Origin of the sequence: Sorangium sp. So ce448 (assembly GCF_051520915.1) — a bacterium.
Classification (GTDB): domain Bacteria; phylum Myxococcota_A; class Polyangia; order Polyangiales; family Polyangiaceae; genus Sorangium; species Sorangium cellulosum_B.
In genome coordinates this window covers 4,536,555-4,560,310 of record NZ_CP150343.1, presented here as the reverse complement: position 1 = coordinate 4,560,310, position 23,756 = coordinate 4,536,555, and the positions used below count along the sequence as shown (strand labels likewise).

The following is a 23,756-nucleotide window of genomic DNA, read 5'->3' as shown; positions in this document are numbered from 1 at the left end:
TCCCCCGCAGCCGCGCGGCCGGCGCGTCGCGCTCAGTCCTCCTTCGGCTTCTCGGGCTGCGCCTCGTCGGGCGGCGGGGGCGGGGTGGCGCGGGCCGCAGCTTTCTTCAGCGACGACTCGGCGAGCGACACCAGCATGGCGAGGTTCACCGGCTTCGAGAGCAGGAAGATCGCGTGCCGTCGCAGCGCGCGGATGCGCGCCTGCTGCGACTCGTCGGCCGTCACGACGAAGACGGGCGTGTCGCGGTTCAGCGCTCCCTTGGCCGAGAGCGACTCGAGCACGCTGAAGCCGTCGATCAGCGGCATGTGCAGATCGAGCACCACGAGATCGAACTTGCGCGCGGAGAGCCGGCGCAGCGCCGGCGCCCCGCCGTTCGCCTCCTCGACGTCGCCCAGCGTACGGAGCGAACGCGCAAACATGGCTCGGATCGCGGCGTCGTCGTCGATGACGAGGATGCACGTCACAGCGTCATGATCGCACGGACGCAGAAGCGCTGGAAGCCCGCCGCCAGCGCCCGCATCGCCCGGAGCGCGCGTACGCAAGCGTGCGCAGCGCCGGTGGCGCGCGCAACGCAGACGGACGCGTCGCCAGCGCAGATCCCGTGTTCAGCGGTCCCGGCCGAGACATGGACGCCACGTACGGGCTGCGGTAAACGCGGAGCCGGACGTCATCGACCCCGCGCACCGCAAAGGAACGATCCCATGGGCAAGTTCACCCTCACACACGAGATCAACTGCAACCTCGAGACGTTCTGGAAGCTGTTCCTGGACAAGACATTCAACGAGGAGCTCTACAGGAAGGAGCTCGGTTTCCCCGAGTTCACGATCACGGAGCAGGTCGAGACGGCGACCGAGATCATCCGGAGGTCGGCCGGGAAGCCGAAGATGAATTTGCCTGGTCCCGTCGAGAAGCTGCTCGGCTCCGGGTTCCGCTACACCGAAGAGGGCAAGCTGAACAAGGCGACGAACGTGTGGACCTTCAAGCTGACGCCAAGCACCCTGGCCGACAAGATGCGCAACGAGGGCGTGGTGCGCGCCGAGGCCATCGGCGACAACAAGGTGCGTCGGATCGCCGAGATCACGATCGAAGCGAAGGTGTTCGGCATCGGCGGCATGCTCGAGAGCAGCGCCGAAAAGGAGCTTCGGCAAGGGTGGGAGGTCAGCGCGGTCTTCATGAACAAGTGGATCGCTCAGGGCAAAACGGCTTAGCCGGGCCAGTGGCGATCGGCCGGTCCCTGCCGCGCACCGCCTAGGGCGCCTGACGCCGGCGCTGCCCGACGAACGGACGGCGACGCCGGCGAGAGGGAGACGAGAGGGGATCGCGAGCGGCCGTCTCGCGGCCTCCCTCCCGCGAACGAGCGAGGGCGCACCCCTGCACGTCCAGGGTCAAAGCGGGAGATCTGCGGCTCCGGCTCTTGCTGCGGTGGCGTGCGGGAACCAGGGCCACGGCATGGAGCACGTCGTCATCATCGGTGCCGGCTTCGGCGGCCTCTACGCGGCGCGGGCGCTCCGGCGCGAGCCGGTACGGGTGACCGTGATCGACCGGCACAACCATCACACGTTCCAGCCCCTCCTGTATCAGGTCGCGACGGCGGGCCTGAGCGCGAGCGACATCGCCACGCCCATCCGCCACGTGCTGCGCAAGCAGAAGAACACGAGCGTGATCCTCGCCGAGGTGAAGGCGATCGATCCCGTCCAGAAGCGGGTGATCTTCGAGGACGGCGAGCTCGGCTACGACAAGCTGATCATCGCGGCCGGGGCGTCGCATTCGTACTTCGGGAACGACGCGTGGGCGGCCTTCGCGCCCGGGCTCAAGACCGTCGAGGACGCGCTCGAGATTCGCCGGCGCGTCCTCCTCGCCTTCGAGGCGGCCGAGCGCGAGCCGGATCCGGCGCGGCGGAGCGCCTGGATGACGTTCGTGGTGGTGGGCGCGGGCCCGACGGGCGTCGAGCTCGCCGGCGCCCTCTCGGAGCTCGCGAGGCACACGCTCGTGCGCGAGTTCCGGCACATCGATCCGAGCAGCGCCCGCATCCTCCTGCTGGAAGGGGCCGGGCAGGTGCTGCCGTCGTACGTGCCGGAGCTCGGCGAGAAGGCGCGACAGCAGCTGGCCGCGCTCAACGTGGAGGTGCGGACGAACTGCCGCGTCACCGACATCGACGAGGAGGGGGTCTCGATCGGCGACAAGCGGATCGAAGCCAGGACCGTGCTCTGGGGGGCCGGCGTGGCGGCGTCCGCCCTCGCCCGCACCCTCGGCGCGCCGCTCGACCGGGCGGGGCGCGTGCTGGTGGCGCCGGACCTGACGGTGCCGGGTCACGAGGACATCTACGTCATCGGCGACCTCGCGTCGCTGAAGCAGGAGGACGGGACGCCCGTGCCCGGCGTGGCGCCCGCCGCGATCCAGGGAGGGCGCCACGCCGCGCGCTGCATCGCGCGCACCCTGCGGGGGCTGCCGCGGCTGCCGTTCCGGTACAACGACCGGGGATCCCTGGCGACGATCGGGCGCGCCGCGGCGGTCGCCGACTTCGGCAAGCTGAAGCTCTCCGGGTTCCTGGCGTGGCTCGCGTGGCTGTTCGTGCATATCCTCTTCCTGATCGGCTTCCGTAACCGCTTCCTGGTGCTGTTCTCGTGGGCCCTGTCCTACGTGACCTACGAGCGCGCCTCGCGGTTGATCACGGGCGAGATCCCGCCGCTCCTGGAGGACCACCACGCGCCGGCGCTCGAGGCGCGCATGGACGGTGGCGCCGTGAGGAGGCACCAGCCGATGGAGCCCGCGCGCACGCGCGCATAGCCGCCGCCCGAGAGCACACACGCCGCGCGCCGGCGCCCTGCGCTCGTCTGGACCTTCGCGACGGAGCTGCGTTAGCGTCGTTGACCATGACGACCCATCCCGGACAGGGCGCCTCGACGCACCCGTGGCGAGCGCTCCTCGCCAGCGCAGCCCCCCTCGCCGCACTCCTGCTCAGCGCCCCCTCCGCCTTCGCGCAGGCGCCTCCCGCTGCGTCCTCGCCGCGCGAGCCGCAGCCCGCGCCCCACGGGGCCCCCGCGCCGTACGGCGCGCCTGCCCCGTATGGGCAGCAGCCCGGCTACTACCCGCCTCCGGGATACGCCCCGCCTCCGGGATACGGCCCGCCTCCGGGATACGCCCCGCCCCCGGGATACGCCCCGCCCCCGGGATACGCCTCGCCTTCCGGCTCGTATCCGGTTGGCCCGAGGGTCATGAACTACGAGGAAGGGCAGGCCGTCCCGGAAGGTTACCGCGTCGAGGAGAGGGCGCGCCGCGGCCTGGTCATCGGCGGCGCCGTGACGTTCGGCGTCACCTACATCCTCTCGGCGATGGTCGGGCTCGTGGCGGAGAGCGCGGACAGGGCGAGCGGCGGAAGCGGCGAGAGTTACCTCCCGCTCTACATCCCGCTCGCCGGACCGTTCATCACCGTCGGCACCGCCGATGCGAAGGGCGGCGGCGTCTTCGTCCTCATGGTCGACGGGCTGGCTCAGGTCGCCGGGGCCGCGATGTTCATCGGCGGCCTGGCCGCGCCGGAGAAGAAGCTCGTCCGCAACGACGTCGCCCTGTCGGTGAAGCCGATCGTCACGGGCGACACCGTCGGGCTCGGCGTCTCCGGCTCGCTCTGAGCGCGCGCGGCCCGGCGTCACGGCGCGACGGGCGGCGTCTCATCCATCGTCTTGACGGCGCGCTTGGCCCTGCGGCGCACGTCGACGTGCAGCGACTCGTCGAAGTTGATGGCCGAGAACGCCGCCCGCGCCTCGATGTTCTTGCCGAGCGCGGCGTACGCCTCGGCCTCGTTCCATCGCAGCTTCCAGTCGCGCTTCGCGAGGTCCGAGAGCCTCGCGGCGTCGGCGATGATGTCCGGGTACCGCTGCTGCTTCCCGAGCTCGGTCCAGTACTCGGCCCGGAGGTCGTCGTCCCCGGGCGCGAGCGCGACGGCCGCCGCGAAGCCCGCGAGCGCGTCGTCGATCCGACCTGCGACCAGCTCGGCGCGGGCGAGCGAGCGGCGCGCGCCGGCGCTCTCGGGGTGAGCCGCGACGAAGGCGGTGAGCGCGGGGATCGCCTCGTTGACCTTCTGGATGTCCGCGGGATCGCTCGGCCAGAACCGGAGCGAGAGCGCCGCGAGGTCGCCTGGGTCGCTCTCCAGCGCGCGCTCGACCGCGGCGGGCACCTCCGCGCCGCGGCCCGCATGGGACAGGCACTTGGCGAGCTCGACCCAGGCGCCCGACGAGGACGGCGCCGTCGCGACGAAGGCCTCGGCCGCGGCGAGCGCCTCGTCGGTGCGCCCGAGCGAGCGGAGCGCGGCGATCCGCGCGAGGTGCGCGCGCTCGCGGCTCGCCCCTTCGCCCGAGGCGGCGACGGCGCGCTCCGCTGCAGCCAGCGCGACGTCGTGGCGGAGCTCGCGCTCATGGTAGGCGAGCTGCTCGAGATAGAAGGCGCCGTCGCGCGGCGCCGCGTCCCACTGGCCCGCGAGGTACTCGAGCACCGCGTCGGAGCGCACGTAGACGAGCGAGGCCGCGTCGCGCGGGTTCTCGTAGATCGGCAGGAGGACCCCGAGCTGGACCATCGCGTCGAGCGCCGGCTGGCAGTCGGGCTTCGCCTCGAGCGCGAGCACCATCTCGTCGAGGGCGGCGTCCTTCTTCTGCATCGCCAGGTGCACTTGCCCGACCGCCACGTGGTAGTCGGCGTCCCCCTGGAACGTCTTTCGGATCGCCTGGAAGCTCTTCAGCGCCGCGGGGTGATCGCCCATGTTCGCCTGCGCCGAGGCGAGGTTCAGCCGCGCGGCGTGATCGTCGGGATCCATCGTGATGATGCGCTTGAGCGCCGAGATCGCCTTCTCGTAATCGCGCTCGCCGAACGCCTTCTGCGCGCGCTCCCAGACCGGAGCCTTGTCGAGGAACGCCTCGAACTGCGAGACGAGCGTGCTGTTCTGCTTGCGCCAGACGCCGCTCTTGCCGGGCTCGGAGTTCGTGAGGAAGTCTTTGATCCACTTGCGGGCGGCGTCGATGCTGAGCCCCTTGTCAGCCAGCCCCTCGAACTCCCCCCGAGGCACCGGCATGCGCGCGGGGATCCCCTGCCGGCGCGCCGTGGTCTCATCCAGGCCGATCAGCACCCAGTCGCTTTGCTCGCTCATGATCCAAGGACGGTAGCCGCCGTGCCCCGCCGGGATCAAGCGACGTCTCGGCGCGTCGGGCGCGCTCGCGCGCTCCCCCGCCAGCGCGCGCAGCGGCGCTTCAGGAATAGAACCAGGCCAGCAAGACGAACGCCATGAAGGCCGCCGCCGCGACGGCGAGCGCGAGCGCGCGCGGCACGCCGAGGAGCATCGGCCGGAGGCTTGCCTGAAACGCGACAGCGTCCGCGGCGGTGGGCAGGCCGATCGCGTCGCCCGCAGCGTCGCCCCGGACGGCGAGCGCGGCGTAGGGCGCGCCTGCCGCGTCGCTCCTCGCTGGGTCGGCGCCCATGAACGGCTGGGCCGCGCCCGCATCCCCGGGCGTCGGCGTGAGCCGATGCAGGGCCGCGCTCGCGTCCCCGGGCGCGGGAGTGAGCCGATGCGGGGGCGCGCCGAAGTCCGAGGGCCTCGACGTGGCGGGTGACGCCAGGTGCTCAAGGCCGAGCTGGGCGAGGATGGCCCGCTGCTCGTTGCCCGACGCGGAAGGCAGCGCCGCCGTCTCGGGCGCGAGCGTGAGCGGCGCGGACATCACCTTGTGCATCGCCCGCTCGAGCGCGAGCGCCTCGTCGAGGCGGTGCGACGCGCGCTCCGGTGCGGCGCTCGCGGAGAGGCGCAGCGCCTCGGTGGCCATCTCGGAGAGGTGAGCAGCCACCTTGGCCAGCGCCAGCTTGCGCTCGGCGTGGGCGACCGCGAAGCGCGCCTCCTCGCGGAGCCGGAGCGCCTCGGTCGTGAGGCGGTCGACCTCCGCGTGCAGCGGCCTCGCCACTCCCGGCGCGCCCTGCGCCGTGAGCGGTGTGTCGGCGTCGTGATCCACGGAGAATACGCGCACGGGAGAGATCGAGGGCGTCGCCTCGTTCCCGGACGTCGCGCGCAGCTCGTTCCCCGACACCGGCAGCGGCTCGCTGTCCCGATCGGTGAGCGATCCATACGAGGGCAGGCTGCTGCGGCGCCGTGCTCCGCCCGAGCTGGAGGACCCGGGATCTGCGCGCACCCTGCCGTTGCTGCCGACGACGACCGTCGCCTCCTCGACCGTCTCGGAGGCGATCGGTCCGCGCCGGTCGAGGTCGTCGTCCGCGGCGTCCGCCTCGCGCGGGGTGAGGCCGGTCGGCGACCGGGACAGCGTCCCGCGGCGCGCCTCGATGTCGGTCGCGTCGTCGCTCTGAGCGCGCGCGCCCCCGCCGCCGCGGAGCCGACCGGGGGCGTTCGCCCCCCTGCCCCGCGGATCGGCCGAAGGCCGGCGCGGGATCGCCTCGGCTGTCGAGAGCGAGGGGCGCGGCGCCTTGGCGACCCCGGCGAAGCCGCCGGTGACGGCGCGCTCGAACCAGCGCATCTGCCTCATCGCGTTGCGCCGCACGAAGCGCCCGAGCGCCTCCTCGTTCCCCTCGTGGTACCCGTGGCTGTGCAGCCAGCCCTCCAGCCGAGCAAGGATCTCGTCCGCGCTCTGGAAGCGCGACGGCGGGTCCCTTTCGAGACAGCGCATCACGATCGACACGAGCTCCTTGTCGATCTTCGGCCGGAGCTCCCGCAGGTCGGACGCTGGCTGCGTCGACATGCTCCGCAGGAGCTCGTAGTCGCTCGTCGACGGCCACGGGTGCTTGCCGGTGAAGAGCTCGAACAGCACGACGCCGAGCGAGAACAGGTCGGAGCGCCTGTCGGCGGCGCCCCCGCGGGCCTGCTCCGGCGCCATGTACGTCGTCACGCGCCGGCGCGCCCCGACGGCCGTCGTCGCCACGCGGAGCGACGATTTGGCGAGCCCGAAATCGGCGATCTTCACCTCGCCCTGGAACCCGACGAGCACGTTGCCCGGCGTCAGATCGCGGTGCACGAGGTTGAGCAGCGCGCCGGAAGGCGAGCGGAGCTCGTGCGCCGCGCTGAGCCCGCGGCAGAGCGTCGCGCCGACGTGGACGACGAGCCGCTCGGAGAACATCTCGCCGGTGTCGAAGACGGTCTTCATGAGCCGCGCGAGGCTCACGCCCTGCACGAGCTCGACGGCGAAGTACCACCCCTGCTCGTCCGTCCCCCAGCCGGCGACCTCGACCACGTTCGGGTGCTTGAGCGCCGCGGTCGTGCGCACCTCGTCGAGGAACCGGGTGGAGACGTTCTGATCCTCGGCGAAGTGCGGGTGCAGCCGCTTGACGGCGAGCAGCTCCCCAGGCCGGTGCGGACCTGCCGACCTGCAGAGATCAACGCGGGTGGTGGCACCGGACGCGATCTCGGCAAGGAACTGGAACGAGAGCGCAGCCGGCGAGGGCTCGGGGAGCCGAGACATGCACGGAGAAGTCTAGCGGGCGACGGCCCCCACCGGAAAGAGCCTCAGACGCCCGCGCGCACCGCGGCGATCGCGGCGGCGACCCCGGAGGGGGTGGCCTTGAGGTGCACGTCCAGGTGGTCATCCTTGGTCTTGAGCGCACGGACACCGAGCACCGGCGCGCAGATGCGCAGCGCCCGCACGACCGCCGAATTCCCGCCGAGGGCCGGGATTTTGAGGAGATCCAGGGTAATCCTGTCCCCCTTCGCGTCGATCAGCGCGGCGGGCCGCTTGGGCATGAAGGAGACGAGATCGCCCGGCTTGTTCAGGTCGATCGCCCCCGAGCCGATCAGCCCGGCGATCGGCGAGGCCTCGTCGCCCATCACCTGCAGCTTGAGGTCGGCGATCCGCAGGCCGACCTGGATCGCTTCCGCGCGCACGTCGAGCTCCTCGGCGAAGGCCGTGAACGAGGCCCGGATCGGGGCGCCCATGATCTTCACCGTCAGGGCGAGGCGCAGGCCCGGGGGCGCGGCCTCGATCACGATGTCCTTCGGCGCGCGCTTTCCGCCGCTGAGCTCTCGCGCCAGATAGCGCAGCGCATCGATCGGGACGCCGAACCGCAGGCGGAGCGCGCCGCGGAGCGCCCTCGCGATCTCCTCGGGGTGCGCCTTGAGATAGTCACCGGCGTGGCGAAGCAAGACCTTCGGATCGGGCTTGGGCATCGTTGGGGCCGCTACGATTGCCCGGAGTCGGGCCAGCGCGCAAGGGGCGAGCGCGGTCCGCCGGGAGGCCCTCGACGACCGGAGGTCGCTGTTCGAACGGGGGCGACTCGGTCACACTCGGGCCCGATGCAGACCAGGATCCTACTTGTCATGGCGACAACAGCGCTCGCGATCGGCTGCGGATCGGCCGACGCGACGCTCGAGTGGACGCCGAGCGGAGGCGGGGGCGGTGGCCAGGGAGGCAACGACGATGGCCGGGGCAGCGATGGCGACGGCCAGCACAGCGGCGCGGGCCAGGATGATGGCGGGGGTAAGGGCGATGGCGGCGGCGGCACGCCGAGCGGCGACGACGGCGGTTCGAGCGACGGCGGGGCGCCGGGAGCCTTCTGCAACCCACCTCCGGCGTGCGACGCGGCGCCGCCCGATCCGGGCGAGGAGCTCGCGTGGAATCACCCGTCCTCGTACCTCATCGCGGGCGCTGGGAGCCCCAACCACCGCGGACGCGACCTCTACCTGACGCCGGGCGACCCGCAGTGGATCATCGGAAAGTTCTCCTACGGGATCACGGACAAGGACCTGAAGGATGAGCGGGTCGACATCTATCTGCTCCGCGGCTGCGGCGGAGAGTGGGAGCGCCTCGGCTCGGCGACCACGACGGAAGCGGACTCGGCGCACCGCGCGGTCGAGGGCGTCAGCGACGACGGCGGCCGCGTCTTCTTCGAGATCCCCGCGGCGCAGCGGCTCGGTCCGGGCCGGCACCGGGTCCACCTGGTCGTCCGCGGCGACCTCTCGAGCACCGACCTCTTCATCGAGGTCGTCCCGCGGGGCGCGCCGATGTTCGTCAGCGACGTCGATGGGACGCTCACCGGCACGGAGACCGAGGAGTTCACCTCACTCCTCCTCGGCGAGTTGCCCGGCGCGCACGCGCACGCCGCGGCGGCGTTCCACCGGCTCACGTCGAAGGGCTATCGCCCGATGTACCTGACCGCGCGGCCGGAGTGGCTCGTCCAGCGCACGCGCGATTTCCTCGAGGCGTACGGCTTCCCGCCTGGCATCGTGCACACCACGCTGAGCCTGACAGGCGCGACGGGCGACGGCGCCGCAGAGTACAAGACAGCGGAGCTCGGGCGGCTGTTCGACGGAAGGGAGATGCTGCCCGCGTGGGCGTTCGGCAACACGGCGACCGACGCCGAGGCCTACGACAACGGCGGCGTGATGCCGGTCGCGCGGCGCGTGTTCTACCGGTTCGACGATGAGTCGCACGGGGGCCGTCGCATCGACGGCTACGACGAGCTGTTCGCCGAGATCGACGCGCTCCCCAGCCTCTGCGATTGAACCGCCCCGCCGGCGCGTCGACCCGTCAGCCGGACGCCTGCTCGGTCCGGTCGGCGCTCGCCGGCGCCTCCGACGCGGCCGCGGCGCCGGCCGGCGCTTCGACGCGACCACCGATCGAGCGGAGGAGCTCGCTCACCGCGGCGTGGGCGCGCTCGCGCAGCTCGTTGACCCGCGCGCCCTCGCGGCCGTCCGGGCGCACGGCGATCGGCGCGCCGACCCGGACGCGGACGACCCGCAGGGTGCCGTCGCCGGTGTCGAGGGCGCCCTTCTTCATGAGGAGGTGCGTGCCGTCGATGGCGACCGGCACCACGGGCACGCCGGCGCGGACGGCTGCATAGAAGCCGCCGTTCTTGAACTGCCGGAGGATGCCGTCCTCGCTCCTCGTCCCCTCGGGGAAGACGAGCAGCGGCTTGCCGCTCTTGAGCACCTCCTCGAACCGCGAGATCGCCTCGACCGCGGCGCGGGAGCCGACCGTGCGATCGACTGGCACATGACCCGCGAGCCGGAGGTGCCAGCCGAGGAATGGGATCTTCATGAGGGAGCGCTTGGCGGCCCACTTGAAATCGCCCGGCAGCACGGCGCCGAGGGCCAGGATGTCAAGCAGGCTCTGGTGGTTGGAGCAGTAGACGAACACCCCGGGAGGCACGTTCTCGAGTCCGCTCGTCTGGATCTCGATATCGAGCCCTCGCGCGCTCGCCTGACACCAGCGTCGCATCGCCCACAGGCTCGCGGAGCGCTGCGGCGTGAGGGGGCCCAGCGTCAGAGACACGGTGCCGTACGCCATGGTCCTGAGGGTGAAAGGGACCCACTGGCGCGTCGCCAGCCATGCGCTCCTGAGATCCATACTACAGCGCTTACCACTCTCCATGTCGGGCGAAAACGCGTAGCGTCTTGCGCACCGGCGCTGCGTGCAAGCGGCGTTACTCGACTCCGGATCGTCGCTTCGCGGCGCGGCGAAAGGCGCGATCCGGCGCTCGCCCACCTCGGAAGTTCGCGATGGGCCAGGATCGCTCCGCGGGCCAGCGTGGCGGCTCGAGCGACGCGCTCTTGCGGTGGCGTGCGGTTACGGCGCGAGCGGCGGCGTGAGAAGCCCCCAGCCGACCGTGGCCGGCCGCCCGGCACGCTCGAACTTGACCGTGTACAGGCCTGTCTCCTCGGCGCTCTGCACGACGGCGGGGCGCAGCGCGCCGACCCATTCGGCCCAGACGCTCGCCCCGATCTTGAGCTGCGGCTTGACGGGGAGCGGACGGAGCGCCGACTCGTCGGCGAGCAGCGCGGCGCCACCATAACCGAGGGCAAACCACCGTGCGGAGCTGCTGGATAGCGACGTCAGGACGGCGCCCGGCTCGGCCGCGGGACCGCCGAGCCGCGACACGAGCAGCACGTGGCGCCACGTGTCGCCGTCCTTCCATGCGGCGAAGTTGCCGGGGGCGAGCCCCGCTGTCTGCACCACGAAGCGAACCCCCTTGAGCTGCGCGAGCGGGGTCCGCGGGTCCATGTCGGTGTAGCGGACCTCGATCTTGTCCTTCACGAAGCGGGTGAGGACGGCGTGCTTCATGACGCCGTTCCACTCCGTGAGCAGCGGGTCGTGGGGCCGGAGGCGGGGCGCGTCGGGCACGGGGATGACGTAGCCCGGGTGAACCTTGAACGACGGTCCCCCCCTCCCCTCGACGATGAGGTCGTCGCCGTCGAAGCCGACCACGGTCGCCGCATACAGCACGAGCGTGGACCCGAGCTTGGCCCCGGCGAGCATCCGGTCCGAGAAGGTGAACACGCGGCGGCCCGGCTCGAGCTTGATCGGGTACGGGGGGAGGCCGAGCGGGTTCGACGCGTGCGCCGCGCCGGTCGGCGTCGAGGTCTCCGCGAACGCAGGCCGCGGCAGCGCAGCGACCGGCGGGCTCTGAGAGGGCATCGGCGTCGGGGTCGACACCGGCGCCGACTCGCACGCGGCCGCGAAGCTCGCGGCCAGGAGGCAAGCGAGCGCCGCGAGCACGCCGCGGGAGCGCGGCGCTCGGGCCCCGAGGCATCGCGTCGCGCGGCGCTCGCGATCCTTCGAGGTGGCGCGACGCAGCCTGCGGGACCCGGCCCCGAGACCGCCGGGACGTCGGTCAGCCATCGCGGGCGAGCATGGACTGCGAAACGGACGACGGCGAGCAGAAAGGGACAGCAGAACGACCCGGCGAAGCGTCGGCGGTCAGACCTGACCGCCCGCGTCAGAGCTGGAGAAGGAGGGCGCCGCGGTGCGGCGGAGCACCGCTCTCCTCGCGACGTGCTCGGCGCCTCTGCGCTAACCTGCGGCGCGATGAAGCGCGCGTTCAGCGTCGATGAGCTCAAGCAGACCGCGCCGCGCCTCGCCGTGGAGCGCCGCGCCGTGCGCTTCCAGGACGTCGACGCGGCCGGCATCGTCTTCTATCCGCGGGTCCTCGAGTATTTCAGCGACGCGTACATGATCGCGCTGAAGGAGCGAGGCATCGACCTCCCTGCGATGATCGCGGGCGGCACGATCAAGCTGCCGCTCGTCCACGCCGAGGCGGATTACCTCCTGCCGCTCCGGTTCGGTGACGCCATCGATGTCGAGGTGCTCGCGCCGAAGCTCGGCGACACGTCGTTCACGGTGGGCTACCGCGTGACGACGGCGGGCCGGGTCGCCGCCATCGGGCAGACCGTGCACGTGTGCATCGACGGCGCGCGCTTCACGCCGTGCCCGCTCCCGGACGATCTGCGCAGCGCGCTCGCCTAGCCGCGCCGAGCGACGGCCGCTGGACGGCGCGCCGGGCGCTAGCGTGGAGGGAACGGGGCGAGCGCGGCCGCGAGCTGCGCCGCCGCGCCCGCGCGATCGAGCTTGCCGGCCGCGGTGAGCGGCAGCGCCGCGACGGCGCAGAGGCGCCGCGGGCGTTTGTGCGGGGCGAGCCGCGCCGCGACGACGGCCGCGAGATCGCCGAGCAATGCGGGCGAGGGCGCGGCGCCGCCCGCCTCGCACGGCGCGCCCTGCTCGGGGACGATCGCCGCGGCGACGACCTGGCCCCAGCGATCGTCAGGCACGCCGAACACCACCGCGCCGGCGACGCCCGCGCAGGACGCGAGGACCTGCTCCACCTCGGCGGGGTAAACGTTCTCGCCGCCGGTCACGATGAGATCGCTGCGGCGCGCCGCGACATGCAGCCGCCCGGCGGCGTCGAGCGCGCCGAGATCGCCGGTGCCGAACCACCCGGCGCCGTCGACCGAGAGCTCCGGCGCGCGGTCGGAGCCGCGGTAGTAGCCGCGGAACAGCACCGGGCCGCGGATCTCGATGCGGCCCACGCCGTCGCTGCCGGCGCCCTCGATGCGAAGCTCGACGCCGGCGATCGGGGAGCCGGAGCCCGGCTCTGTCGCGCGCGGATCGCGCGGGCGCTGCACGGTGACCTGCGAGCACGCCTCGGTGAGGCCGTACGTGGTGAGCGCGGGGACCCCGCGGCGCGCGCACTCGTCGAGCGCCCGCTCCGGAGCGCCCGCGCCGCCGACGAGCACCGCGCGGAGCCGGGCGAGGACGTTGTCGCGATCGGCCTCCAGCAGCGCCAGAAGCATCGTCGGCACGACGGAGAGCAGCGTCGCGCGGTCGCGGGCGATCGAGGCGAGCACCGAGGCGGGCTCGAAGCGAGGCGCGAGGATCACAGCGCGCCGCGCGAGCAAGCAGCGGGTCACGATCGAGAGGCCACCGACGTGGCAGAGCGGAAGGCAGAGCAGCCAGCGATCATCGTCGCGCACGCCGAGGTTGGCCGCGCTCCCCTCGGCGGCGGCGAGGAACGCGCGGCGCGAGAGCACCGCGCCCTTGGGACGCCCGGTGGTGCCCGAGGTGTAGACGATCGCCAGATCGCCGGAAGGGTCCGGCGGCGGGACGCGCGCGGCCTCGGCGGCGCGCGCCCCGCGCTCGCGGAGCGCGCCGATCTCCGGCGCGGCGTCGTCGAGCAAGGCGGCGAGCGCAGGCTCGCGCAGCACGAGGTCGGGGCGCGCATCGTCGATCAGGAGGCCCGCCTCGCCGGCCGTGAGCCGGGGATGGATCGGGACGAGCACGGCGCCGAGCGCGAGCAGCGCGTGGATGACGACCACGGTCCCGAGGGCGTTCGGGGCGACGAGCGCCACGCGGGCCCCCTGCCCTACCCCCGCGCGGGCGAGCCGAGCAGACACCGCCGCGACCGCGGGCGCCAGCTCGCCGAAGCGGAGGGCGCCGCCGGGGCCGACGCGGAGCGCGGGGACGTCGATCGCGCGCTGCGCGTCGTCCTCGGCGCCGCCGAGGACGATCGCGGTCCGAGCGGCGATCGCGGGATCGCGCACGGCGTCGAGGAGGCTCAGTCCGTCCATGGCCGGATGCCGAGGCCGGGCTGATCGCTGGCCGCGACCAGGCCGCCCTCGCGGAGCTGCGGGATCCGGATCGCGGGCCACGCCTCCAGGCCGGCGTGCGCGTCGAGGCCGCACGCGAGCGGCGCGCGCGGCAAGGCGAGCGCGAGCTCACACGAGGCGGCGAGCGCGATGGGCCCGTCGAAGAGGTGCGTCACCACGGCGTCGATGCCGCGCGCCTGCGCCCTGCAGCCGAGCGCGTGCGCGCGCATCAGGCCGAGCATCGCGGGCTTCAGGATGAACGCAGCGCAGCCTTCCGCTTCGAGCAGGCGCTCCGGCATGCCCTCGACCGCGAGCGACTCGTCGGCCGCCCACGGGACCTCGCGCGCGCCGAGGTGATGGAGGAGCTCCGGCGCGACCGGCTGCTCGACGAAGCGCGGGCCGAGCGGCGCGAGGAGCGCGAGCCGACGGGGCGCCTCGTCGAGCGACCACGCCGCGTTCGCGTCGAGCCGGAGCTCGACGCCCGGGTGCTCCCGCCGCAGCGCGCGCAGCGCCTCGAGGTCGCGCGCGAAGCCCTCCTCCCCGCGCGAGCGGAGCTTCACCTTGATCGCGCGGACGCCGCGCGCGGCGAGCGCGCGAGCGCGATCGAGCATCTCCGGCAGAGCCTCCGAGGTCGTGAGCAGCCCGTTGACCTGGACCTCGGCGTAGCGACCGTGTCCGCCGAGGCACGCCGACATCGAGAGGCCGAGCCGCTGGCCCAGCAGATCGAGCAGCGCCGTCTCCAGGGCGAAGCGCGCCGCCGGGAGATCCCGCAGCCGCGGTGACACCGGCGCGAGCGCGCGCTGGATGGCGGACGCCGTGGCCGTCGGTGTCGCTTCCTCGGCCGGCAGCTCGATCGCGCCGAGCGCCCCCGGCAGCTCGGCGAGCGCGCGCTGGTCGTCGTCGGCCGTGTCGGGTGAGAAGCCGGGGAGCGGGGTGGCCTCACCCAGGCCGACGCGCCCCTCGTCGTCGATGAGCGACAGCACGAGGCCCCGGCGCGCGCCCTCGAGGACCCGGGACGCGAGGCGGGCATCGACGACGCGCATGATCCCTACAGCCGGGCCGCGAGGCCGAGCGAGAAGAGCAGCGCATAGGCGAGCAGCAGCTTCGCCGTCCCGGCGAGGCAGTCGTTGAGCGGCCGGCCGTCGGTCGTCGCCAGCACCCGGAGCAGGCGCACCGCGCGCGGGAACGTCGCGAACACGAGGAGCGTCCACCGCCGGCCCTCGCCGGCGGCGAGCGCGACCGGCACCGCGTAGGCGGCGGCAAAGAGCATCGCGTATTCGATGACGCCCGCGCGGCGCCCGAGCCGGACGGCGAGCGTGCGCTTGCCGGCGACGACGTCCGTCTCGCGATCGCGGATGTTGTTGACGACGAGCACGGCGGTGGCGATGGCGCCGATCGGCACGGCCGCCGACCACGCCAGCGGCGGGACCGAGCCGAGCTGGACGAACGCCGTACCGCAGACGGCGACGAGGCCGAAGAACACGAACACGAAGAGGTCGCCGAGGCCGTGATAGCCGAGCGGGTACGGCCCACCGGTATACGCGACACCAGCGAGGATCGAGACGACGCCGATCACCACGATGGGCCACCCACCCACGAACGCCAGGTACACCCCGACCGGCAGCGTGAGCGCGATCGTGACGAGCAGCCCGGCGCGCACCTGGCGCGGGGTGAGCAGCCCCGCCTGCACGGCGCGCGTGGGGCCGAGCCGCTCGTGTGTGTCGGCGCCCTTCTCGTGATCGAAGACGTCGTTCGCGAAGTTCGTCGCGATCTGGATGAGCATCGCGCCCGCGAGCGCCGAGAGCGCCGGGCCGAGCCGCATCCCGCCGAGCGCGTAGGCGACGGCCGTCCCGACCATCACCGGCGCGAGCGCCGCGGTGAGCGTCGCCGGCCGGCACGCGAGGAGCCACGCCCGGAGCGAGCCGGGGCGCACGCCACCCGGGGCCGCTGCGCCCGCCGTCTGAGGGGCCGCCGCGGCGCTCACGATCCCCTCTCCAGCTCGTGGGGCCCGCGCGCCCTCGCGGCGGCGCGAGCGCTCCCGCGCTGCGCGGCGCCCTCGCCGGACGCGCCGCGCGCGACATCGTCGGGTGCGGGACTCGTGTTCGCGTTGACCTGGCTCATGATCCTGGATCCCTCTCGGCAAGCTCGGGGTTCTCGGCGCGCGCGCCGCTCATGGAGTCTGCAGATCGGCCGCCGCGCCGTCCGCGGTCGGCGCGCTGACCAGGGCCGCGACGTCGCGACGAACGTCGGACCAGAGCCGCGCCACGCGGGCGGCACCGTCGTGGGGCGGCACCACCGCCTCGATCAGCGTCGCGCCCGTCCGCTGGTACCCCGCGGCGAGCGCGCGGGTGAGATCCCCGGCGGTGCCGGCGCGCGCGTAGGCGAGCCCGAACATCGCCGCCGCCGGCGCAAAATCGAGGTGCTGCGGCATCGTGAAGCACCGCTCGAGCAGCTCGGCGCCGCGCCTGGCGATGGGAAGGTGCTCGAAGATACGGCCGCCGTCGTTCTGGACCACCACGATGACGAGCGGCGCTCGGCCGTCTCCCGCTGCCTTCGCGGCGAGGAGCAGCCCGGTCAGATCGTGCAGCAGGCTGAGATCGCCGAGCAGCAACGTCACCGGCGCGGCGGCCGCCACGCGCGCGCCGGCCGCCGCCGACACGAGGCCGTCGATCCCGCTCGCCCCGCGCTGGTGCAGCACGCGCAGCGCGCGCGCCGACGGAGAGCAGTACGTGTCGAGGTCGCGCACCGGCATGCTGTTGCCGATCGCGAGCAGCGAGCCCGCAGGGCACGCGCTGGCCACCATCCGGGCGATGGCCCCCTCCGTCAGCTCGTCCCCGGCGCAAGCGCGCGCGGCGTGCGCCGCCGCGATCTCGCCGGCGCGCGCGAACGTCGCGGCCCAGTCCCGCCGCCCGCGCCCCAGGCTCAGCGCCGCCCCCGCGAGGCGCGCCGCGAGCGCCTCGCACACCTCCACGGGCTCACCCATGACGAGGGCGGCCGCGGCGCTCGTCGGGTCGTTCCAGCCGTGCGCCGAGACGACGACGCGGCGCGCGCTCGTGTGCTCGGCGATGTAGGTCGCGTAGCCGGCCGACGTCGGCGGGGCGCCGAGCTCGAGGAGGAGGTCGGGCGCGTTCGCCGCGCGGAACTCGGGCGCGCGGAGGAACGAATCGAACGACGCCGGCATCACGACGCCCTCGGTGAGGCCGCCAAAGCAGATCTGGCTCGTGCCCTCGGCGAGCACCGGGAAGCCTGTCGCGCGCGAGAGCGCGAGCACGGCGCGGCGCGCGCGCGCGTCGTCCTCTCGGCTCTCGGCGGGGCCGCACACGATGAGCCCCCGCTCCGCGCGCGCGCAGCGCGCGGCGAGCTCCTCGATCGCGCGCCCATCGACCCCGGCGCGGGCCGACACGACCCGCGTGCCGCCGCGGCGCATCAGCGCCTCCCACTCTGCCTGCCATGGCTCGGGCCCGGTCACGTCGACCGGCTCGAGCGGCTTGCGGAAGCGCGCGTTGATGTGGACCGGGCCCGGCGTCGGCGACAGCGCGCGCGCGACCGCCTGGGCCGCGATGCGCGTCACCGCGCGCATCGCGAGGGGCGACGGATCCGGCAGCCCGAGCTCGGCGAAGTGACGGACGTGGTCGCCGAAGAGCTTGGTCTGATCGATGGTCTGCGCGGCCGCGGCGTCGGCGAGCTCCCACGGGCGGTCGGCCGTGATCGCGATGAGCGGGGTGAAGCTCTGGTGCGCCTCGATGATCGCCGGGAGCGCGTGCGCGCCGGCGGTGCCCGAGGTGCAGACGAAGACGCTGGGCCGTCCGGTGACGCGCGCCTGCCCGAGCGCGAAGAACGCGGCGGCCCGCTCGTCGACGACGCTCTGGCAGCGCACCTCCTCGCTCTCCATCGCCGCGATCGCGAGCGGCGTGGAGCGCGATCCGGGGCAGAGGACCAGGTCGCGCACCCCGGCCTGCGCGAGCGCGCGGACGAACAGCTGCGCCCAGGCAGAGTGGAGGTTCGACCCGCCCATCACCGCCCCCCTAGGCCCTCTCTGGCGCGCACCTCAGGCCCCCTCCGGCGTCGCGACGAAGAGGCACACGACGCCCATCGTGAGCGGCTCCACGCGGAGCACGCGCAGCCCCGCGCCGCGCATCAGCTCCGCGAACTCGTCCGGCGGCGGGAACCTCGCGATCGAGTCCTGCAGGTACCGGTACTCGTCCTTGCCGGAGATCGCGCCGCCCACGTACGGGACGACCGTGTGGATGTGGAAGCGCGCGAGCTTGCCCATGAGCCCGCTGCGCGGCTCGCTGAGCTCGAGGATCGCGATGCGCCCCCCGGGCCGCGTGACGCGCGCCATCTCGCGGAGCGCCCGCGCGCGATCCGGAACGTTGCGGATCCCGAACGCCATCGAGATGGCGTCGACGCTCGCGTCGCCGAGCTGGAGCTGCTGCGCGTCGCCGACCTCGAGCTCGACCCGCCCCGCGAGCCCCGCGGCCTCCACCTTCCGGCGGCCGACGCCGAGCATCCCCTGCGACGGATCGACCCCGATGACCTTCACCTCGTGCGCCCGCGCGATCGCGATCGCGAGATCGGCGGTGCCGGTCGCGAGGTCGAGCACCGTCGCGCCGGGCGAGAGCTCGAGCGAGCGCACCGCGCGCCGCCGCCAGCCCTGATCGAGCCCCAGCGAGATGACCCGGTTCAGGAGGTCGTACCGCTCCGCGATGCCGTCGAACATCTCGCCGGTGCCGAAGCGGCGCCCGCCGCGCGGCGCCTGATCCTGGCTCGCCTCGCTCATGTCCCACCCCCCGCCTGGTGCACCGCGCGCGGCGCCTCGGCTCGCTCTGCGACGAACCGCTTGCCTTCGCCGGACGGCGGCGCGGCGGACTCCCCGCCCGCCGTCGACGTGCCGTCGATCGCGCGCTTCCGCTCGTGGAGCCGCATGTGGCCTCGCTGGATGCCCTCGCTCGCGAGCGCGCGCAGCGCCGCCAGGTTGGACGCCAGCCCGACGGACGCCAGCACCACCGCGAGCTCGCGCGCGCTCTTCGCGCCCACGAGCTGCAGCGCCGCGCGCACGCCCGCGTGCACCTCGGTCGCGCCGCCCACCGTGCCGACGGCGAGCGGCAGCTCGGCCCGCCCCACGAGCCCGCCGGGGACGCGCTCCCACGTGCTGAGCGGCCGGTACCGGCCGCCGATCGCCGCGTACGCGTGCGCGCCCGCCTCGATGGCGCGGAAGTCCTGCCCGAGCGCCACAGCGGCCGCGTCGAGCCCGTTCATGAAGCCCTTGTTGTGGGTCGTCGCCCGGTACGGATCGAGCTCCGCGAAGCGGCTCGCCCGCGCGATGCCGCTCGCCACGTCCGCGCCCCCGAGCGCGTCGTCCGTCACGGTGGCCGTCACCCGGACGAGGCGCCGGACGGTCAGGTTCGAGAGGATCCGCAGGCCCAGCGTCCCGCCGGCGATGCGCTGCACGAGCGGCGCCACCGCCTCTGCGACGGTGTCGACCAGGTTCGCGCCCATGGCGTCGCCGACCTCGACGTAGAGGTGCACGACGAGCACGCCGAGCTCCGCCGAGAGGACGCGCACCTCGAGATCGCGGCAGCCGCCGCCGCGCGCCACCATCCTGGGGATGGCAGCGTCCCCGGCCGCGAGCAGGCTCGCGCGGGCCGCCTCCAGCCGGCCCGCGGCCGCCTCCGCGTCCGGCACGTCGTCGAGCTGGACCTGGGCGGTCATGATCGGCGGGTCCGCCTCGCCGGAGAAGCCGCCCGACCGCCGGACCATGCGCGCCGCGTTCGACGCGGCGGCGATGACGCTCGGCTCCTCCACCGCCATCGGCACCAGCACGTCGCGCTGGTTCACGCGGAAGTTCAGCGCCAGGCCGAGCGGGAGCGCGTGCGTCGCGATGACGTTCTCGCACATCCGATCGGCCACCGCCGTCGGCAGCCCTCCCCCGCTGGCGAGGTGCGCGAGCGCCTCCTCGTCGAGAAGACCGAGCGCCTGGATCGCGCGGAGCCGCTCCTCGAGGCACCGCTTGTAGAAGCCGCTGATCCGGCTGGACACGTGTTGGCTCATCGGGTGTCTCCGCGCGCCGCGCGCGCTCGCGAGCGGGGCGCGCGCTCCGCGCACTGCATCAAGGGGTTCGTCATCGCCGCTCACCGCTTCCGCCGGGGCGTCGACATCGCGACCCCCTCCAGCGCCGCCTTCGCCGGGCTCTCCGGGAGCGGCTCGATGCTCCGCACCGCGTCCCCGCAGAGCCGGGACGCGAGCTCCAGGCAGTCGTCCACGACGCGCTTCTCGACCATGATCTGCGCGATGCGCCGGCCGAGCTCCGGCTCGACGGCCTTGTCCTCCGACGCGCAGTGCGCCTCGAGGGCGGGCGTGAGCTCGCGGTCGCGCTCCATGGCGAGGAGCAGCGGGTACGTCATCTTGCCCTCGCGCAGGTCCGTGAGCAGCGCCTTGCCGGTCGCCTCCGGGTCGCCGGCGAAGTCGAGCACATCGTCGACGAGCTGGAACGCGACCCCGAGGCTCGTCCCGAAGCTCTCGAGCGCCTTGCAGAGCGGCTCGCTCACGCCGCCCGCGCGCGCCCCTGCGAACATCGCCCAGCGGAACAGCGACGCCGTCTTGCCGTCGACGATCTGGAAGTACTCGCTCGTGCTCGTGCGCACGCGGCCCCGCGACGCGAGCTGGAGCGCCTCGGCCACGACCATCTCCTTGATCACGAGGAGCACCCGCTCGAGCACGTCGGTCATGCCGACCGCCTGGATCTTGGAGAGCGCGTCGAGCAGGAGGTAGTCGCCGCCGAAGATCGAGGCGGCGTTGCCGTAGATGACCCGCGCCGCGTCCGCGCCGCGCCGGAGGTCGCCTAGATCGACGACGTCGTCGTGCAGCAGCGTCGCGTTGTGGACGAGCTCGACCGCGACCGCGAACGTCCGCGCGGCGTCGTTGAAGCCGCTCCCGATGTGGGAGGCCAGCGCGACGCAGATGGGCCGCAGCCGCTTGCCGTTCAGGCCGAGCAAGTGCCGAGCGCTCCGGTGCGCCGGCGTCTCGCCGTCCAGCCCGACCTTCGCGATCTCGCGCTCGATGTCGCCGAGGTCCCCGTCGAGCAGGCGCCTCAGCTCCGCGAGGCGCGCGGCGAGCGCGTCGAGCCCTCGCCCAGCGCACATGCCTCCGAGGCTCGAGACGACATCGCTCCGCTGGACCGTCCCAGTAAACGTTGTAGTCGCAGTCATCCCATCTCCACCTGGAAGCACGAGCGCACGCTGCGCCCCGCACCGCGCGGGGCCCCCGTGACGGTCGAGCTCTCCGAAATCACGGGCCCGCTAGGCGCCTCGCCGGGAGCGCACGGCGCGGATGGGGAACCGGACCAGATCCCCGAACCGCGAGAAATCCACGGTCCTGCTCTTGATGAACCCGTCGAGCGCGGCCTGCGCGACGATCACGAACGAGAGGAGCCGCTCCACCCGATCGAGGCTGAACCGGGCGGCGTCGCTGGGAGGCAGGCCCTCGAGCAGCGCCGAAGCCCGCTCGAGGCGCTCCCTCACGGAGTCGGCGATCAGCCGCTCGCGCTCGGCGAACACTTTGGAAATCATCTTCCAGAAGTCCGTCTCGGCCTCGAAGAACTCCTTCCGCTCGCCCGGTTTCCATACTCTTCGTACTACACCCCACCTTTGCAATTCTGTCAGCGACATACTCATTGCGCCGGAAGAAACCTGCAGCCGCTCGCCGATCTCGGCGGCGGAGAGGGCTCCGCCTTCAATGAACAGGACGGTCCAGATCCGTCCGAGCACCCGGCGGAAGCCCCAGTGCTCGATGACGTCGCCGATCGCGTCCGCCGCGAGCAGCTCCGCCTGGCGATGGATGTCGCTTGCGTGGCTCATGAAAGTTTCAAAATTCTTTGAAAGAACTGTGTGGGCCGACTTGCGCCGGCGTCAAGACATTCCCGACCGTTCTCGCCACGCAGCGCGGACGAGGGGGGTCGGTTCCTGGCTGGCGCGGGCGCGCGGGTCACTTCCTGGGCCGCGCGCCGCGCGGCCTGGCGTCGCGCGCCGGGGTGCTCCTGGGCACGGCTCGCGCGTCGCGGCCGCAGATCTTCGGCGCGGGCCGTTCCCGGCCTCGCGGCGGTGCGTGGCGTGATTCGGGTGTGAACCGCTCTCGACGGCGCTAGCTCACGCCTGCATCCGGGCCATGAGGTCGCGGTTTTGCCGGAGCAGCGCCTCGGGCATGCGCGAGCCGAACGACTCCAGGAACGCCTCGCGATCGCGCGCCTCCTCCAGCCACGCGTCGCGGTCGATGGCGAAGAGCTCGCGCATTGCCTCGTCGTTCACGCCGAGGCCGCTCGTGTCGAGCTCACCGTCCGTGGGCATGATCCCGACGGCTGTGTCGTGTCCCTTCGCGTCCCCGCGCACGCGCGCGACGATCCAGCGGAGGACGCGGAGGTTCTCGCCGAAGCCTGGCCAGAGGAGCGCGCCCGCCTCGCCCCGCCGGAACCAGTTCACGTGGAAGATCTTCGGGAACGCCGCGCGGTTCTCGCCGAGCTCGATCCAGTGCCGGAAGTAATCGCCCATGTTGTATCCGCAGAAGGGGCGCATCGCCATCGGGTCGCGGCGGACGACCCCGACCTTCCCGGTGGCGGCCGCGGTCGTCTCCGAGGCCATCGTTGCGCCCAGATAGACGCCGTGGGCCCAGCCGCGCGCCTCGCAGACGAGCGGCGCGAGCCGCGCTCGCCGTCCGCCGAAGACGATGGCCGAGATGGGCACGCCCGCTGCGGCGTCGAACTCCGTCGAGATGGACGGGCACTGGCGGGCCGGCGCGGTGAACCGGCTGTTGGGATGCGCCGCGGGCTCCCCGCTGCCGGGCGTCCACCGGCGTCCCCTCCAGTCGGTGAGCACCGGCGGCACCGGACCGTCGAAGCCTTCCCACCACGGCGTCCCCTCCGGCGTGAGCGCCACGTTCGTGAAGATCGAGTTCCTGGCCAGCGTCGCCAGGGCGTTCGGGTTCGTCCTTGAGCTCGTCCCCGGCGCCACGCCGAAGAAGCCCGCCTCGGGGTTGATCGCCCAGAGCCGGCCATCCCGGCCGACGCGGAGCCAGGCGATGTCGTCGCCGACGGTCCATACCTTCCACCCCTTCTGGGACGCCGGCGGCACCAGCATGGCGAGGTTCGTCTTCCCGCAGGCGCTCGGGAACGCCGCGCAGATGTACGTCACCCGCCCTCCCGGGTCCTCCAGGCCGAGGATGAGCATGTGCTCCGCGAACCACCCTTCGTCGCGCGCCATCGTGCTCGCGATGCGCAGCGCGAAACACTTCTTCCCGAGCAGCGCGTTGCCCCCATACCCGGAGCCGACGCTCCAGATGAGTCGCTCCGCCGGAAAATGGCAGACGAAGCGGCGCTCGGGGCTCAGGTCCCCGAGCGAGTGCAGCCCCCTGCAGAAGTCATCGGAGCTGCCCAGCGCATCGAGCGCGACCCGGCCCATACGGGTCATGATCCGCATGCTCGCCACGACATAAGGGCTGTCGGTGATTTCGATTCCGACCTTCGCCGAGGGCGATCCCACTGGGCCCATCAGGTACGGGACGACGAACATCGTTCGCCCCTTCATCGCCCCGTCAAACAGCGGTCCGACCCGCTGCGAGGCCTCGTCCGGCGACATCCAGTTGTTCGTCGGGCCCGCGTCTTCCTTGTCGCGAGTGCAGATGAACGTGAGGTGCTCAGTCCGGGCGACGTCGGTCGGGTCGCTCCGGTGAAGGTAGCAGCTCGGGTATCTCTCCCCGTCGAGCGCGAGGAGCGTACCGTCGCTCAGCATCCCCTGGATCAGCGTTCGGTTCTCCGCCTCGGAGCCGTCACAGAAGACGACCCGATCAGGCCGCGTCTGATGGGCGACCTCGTCCACCCACGCTGAAAGTTTCCGGTTTTGCATACGACTGCGAGCCTAGCCCGAGCGAGAAC

At 73.1% G+C, this 23,756-nt stretch carries 20 protein-coding genes; 5 read left to right on the top strand and 15 right to left on the bottom strand.

What is annotated here, in order from left to right; all coding sequences use genetic code 11:
- Window positions 1–32 precede the first annotated feature (32 nt).
- Complete coding sequence (locus WMF45_RS17345; protein WP_437552878.1) at window positions 33–464, bottom strand: response regulator; 432 nt, start codon at window positions 462–464, stop codon at window positions 33–35.
- 237 nt (window positions 465–701) lie between these two features.
- Between WMF45_RS17345 and WMF45_RS17340 the strand changes: the two genes are divergently transcribed.
- The 3 genes from WMF45_RS17340 to WMF45_RS17330 all read left to right on the top strand — a co-directional run bounded on the left by WMF45_RS17340 (window position 702) and on the right by WMF45_RS17330 (window position 3,629).
- Window positions 702–1,208, top strand: coding sequence for a DUF2505 domain-containing protein (locus tag WMF45_RS17340; RefSeq protein WP_437717986.1), 507 nt, complete (start codon window positions 702–704; stop codon window positions 1,206–1,208).
- Between the two features lie 241 nt (window positions 1,209–1,449).
- Window positions 1,450–2,787 (top strand): NAD(P)/FAD-dependent oxidoreductase, encoded by a 1,338-nt coding sequence (locus tag WMF45_RS17335; protein WP_437717985.1) that lies wholly within the window; start codon window positions 1,450–1,452, stop codon window positions 2,785–2,787.
- Between the two features lie 86 nt (window positions 2,788–2,873).
- A complete protein-coding gene (locus WMF45_RS17330) occupies window positions 2,874–3,629 on the top strand; it encodes a hypothetical protein (RefSeq protein WP_437717984.1) in 756 nt (251 codons plus the stop codon).
- Between the two features lie 17 nt (window positions 3,630–3,646).
- Here WMF45_RS17330 and WMF45_RS17325 read toward each other — a convergent pair whose 3' ends face one another.
- The 3 genes from WMF45_RS17325 to WMF45_RS17315 all read right to left on the bottom strand — a co-directional run bounded on the left by WMF45_RS17325 (window position 3,647) and on the right by WMF45_RS17315 (window position 8,143).
- Window positions 3,647–5,137: a tetratricopeptide repeat protein gene (locus tag WMF45_RS17325; RefSeq protein ID WP_437717983.1), complete on the bottom strand. Its 1,491-nt coding sequence runs from the start codon at window positions 5,135–5,137 to the stop codon at window positions 3,647–3,649.
- Window positions 5,138–5,237: 100 nt separating this feature from the next.
- On the bottom strand, window positions 5,238–7,442 hold the full coding sequence (locus WMF45_RS17320) for a protein kinase domain-containing protein (RefSeq protein WP_437717982.1): 2,205 nt from the start codon (window positions 7,440–7,442) through the stop codon (window positions 5,238–5,240).
- 44 nt (window positions 7,443–7,486) lie between these two features.
- Window positions 7,487–8,143: a hypothetical protein gene (locus tag WMF45_RS17315; protein WP_437717981.1), complete on the bottom strand. Its 657-nt coding sequence runs from the start codon at window positions 8,141–8,143 to the stop codon at window positions 7,487–7,489.
- A 150-nt stretch (window positions 8,144–8,293) separates the two neighbouring features.
- On the opposite strand from WMF45_RS17315, the gene WMF45_RS17310 reads away from it, so the two are divergent.
- Window positions 8,294–9,478: a lipin/Ned1/Smp2 family protein gene (locus WMF45_RS17310; RefSeq protein ID WP_437717980.1), complete on the top strand. Its 1,185-nt coding sequence runs from the start codon at window positions 8,294–8,296 to the stop codon at window positions 9,476–9,478.
- 25 nt (window positions 9,479–9,503) lie between these two features.
- Here WMF45_RS17310 and WMF45_RS17305 read toward each other — a convergent pair whose 3' ends face one another.
- The gene (locus tag WMF45_RS17305) at window positions 9,504–10,322 is read right to left on the bottom strand and encodes a lysophospholipid acyltransferase family protein (protein ID WP_437717979.1); all 819 of its coding nucleotides are present in this window, start codon (window positions 10,320–10,322) and stop codon (window positions 9,504–9,506) included.
- 219 nt (window positions 10,323–10,541) lie between these two features.
- A complete protein-coding gene (locus WMF45_RS17300) occupies window positions 10,542–11,594 on the bottom strand; it encodes a hypothetical protein (protein WP_437717978.1) in 1,053 nt (350 codons plus the stop codon).
- A gap of 186 nt (window positions 11,595–11,780) precedes the next feature.
- On the opposite strand from WMF45_RS17300, the gene WMF45_RS17295 reads away from it, so the two are divergent.
- On the top strand, window positions 11,781–12,218 hold the full coding sequence (locus WMF45_RS17295) for an acyl-CoA thioesterase (RefSeq protein WP_437717977.1): 438 nt from the start codon (window positions 11,781–11,783) through the stop codon (window positions 12,216–12,218).
- A 38-nt stretch (window positions 12,219–12,256) separates the two neighbouring features.
- Here WMF45_RS17295 and WMF45_RS17290 read toward each other — a convergent pair whose 3' ends face one another.
- The 9 genes from WMF45_RS17290 to WMF45_RS17250 form a co-directional block, all read right to left on the bottom strand.
- Complete coding sequence (locus tag WMF45_RS17290) at window positions 12,257–13,816, bottom strand: AMP-binding protein (protein WP_437717976.1); 1,560 nt, start codon at window positions 13,814–13,816, stop codon at window positions 12,257–12,259.
- Window positions 13,804–14,877 carry a mandelate racemase/muconate lactonizing enzyme family protein gene (locus WMF45_RS17285; RefSeq protein WP_437717975.1) on the bottom strand — a complete coding sequence of 358 codons (1,074 nt, stop codon included), beginning with the start codon at window positions 14,875–14,877 and terminating at the stop codon, window positions 13,804–13,806. Before WMF45_RS17285 ends, WMF45_RS17290 begins: the two co-directional genes overlap by 13 nt.
- 5 nt (window positions 14,878–14,882) lie before the next feature.
- Window positions 14,883–15,818, bottom strand: a complete 936-nt coding sequence (locus tag WMF45_RS17280; protein WP_437717974.1) for a 1,4-dihydroxy-2-naphthoate polyprenyltransferase — start codon at window positions 15,816–15,818, stop codon at window positions 14,883–14,885.
- A 186-nt stretch (window positions 15,819–16,004) separates the two neighbouring features.
- On the bottom strand, window positions 16,005–17,849 hold the full coding sequence (gene menD, locus WMF45_RS17275) for a 2-succinyl-5-enolpyruvyl-6-hydroxy-3-cyclohexene-1-carboxylic-acid synthase (protein ID WP_437717973.1): 1,845 nt from the start codon (window positions 17,847–17,849) through the stop codon (window positions 16,005–16,007).
- Between the two features lie 33 nt (window positions 17,850–17,882).
- The gene (ubiE, locus tag WMF45_RS17270) at window positions 17,883–18,614 is read right to left on the bottom strand and encodes a bifunctional demethylmenaquinone methyltransferase/2-methoxy-6-polyprenyl-1,4-benzoquinol methylase UbiE (protein ID WP_012235642.1); all 732 of its coding nucleotides are present in this window, start codon (window positions 18,612–18,614) and stop codon (window positions 17,883–17,885) included.
- On the bottom strand, window positions 18,611–19,885 hold the full coding sequence (locus WMF45_RS17265) for a hydroxymethylglutaryl-CoA reductase, degradative (RefSeq protein ID WP_437717972.1): 1,275 nt from the start codon (window positions 19,883–19,885) through the stop codon (window positions 18,611–18,613). Before WMF45_RS17265 ends, ubiE begins: the two co-directional genes overlap by 4 nt.
- Before the next feature lie 80 nt (window positions 19,886–19,965).
- Entirely contained in the window at window positions 19,966–21,042 is a 1,077-nt protein-coding gene (locus tag WMF45_RS17260) for a polyprenyl synthetase family protein (RefSeq protein WP_437717971.1), read from the bottom strand.
- Window positions 21,043–21,132: 90 nt separating this feature from the next.
- Window positions 21,133–21,690, bottom strand: coding sequence for a GbsR/MarR family transcriptional regulator (locus WMF45_RS17255; RefSeq protein WP_437717970.1), 558 nt, complete (start codon window positions 21,688–21,690; stop codon window positions 21,133–21,135).
- A 288-nt stretch (window positions 21,691–21,978) separates the two neighbouring features.
- The gene (locus WMF45_RS17250; RefSeq protein ID WP_437717969.1) at window positions 21,979–23,727 is read right to left on the bottom strand and encodes a phosphoenolpyruvate carboxykinase (GTP); all 1,749 of its coding nucleotides are present in this window, start codon (window positions 23,725–23,727) and stop codon (window positions 21,979–21,981) included.
- Between the last annotated feature and the right edge of the window lie 29 nt (window positions 23,728–23,756).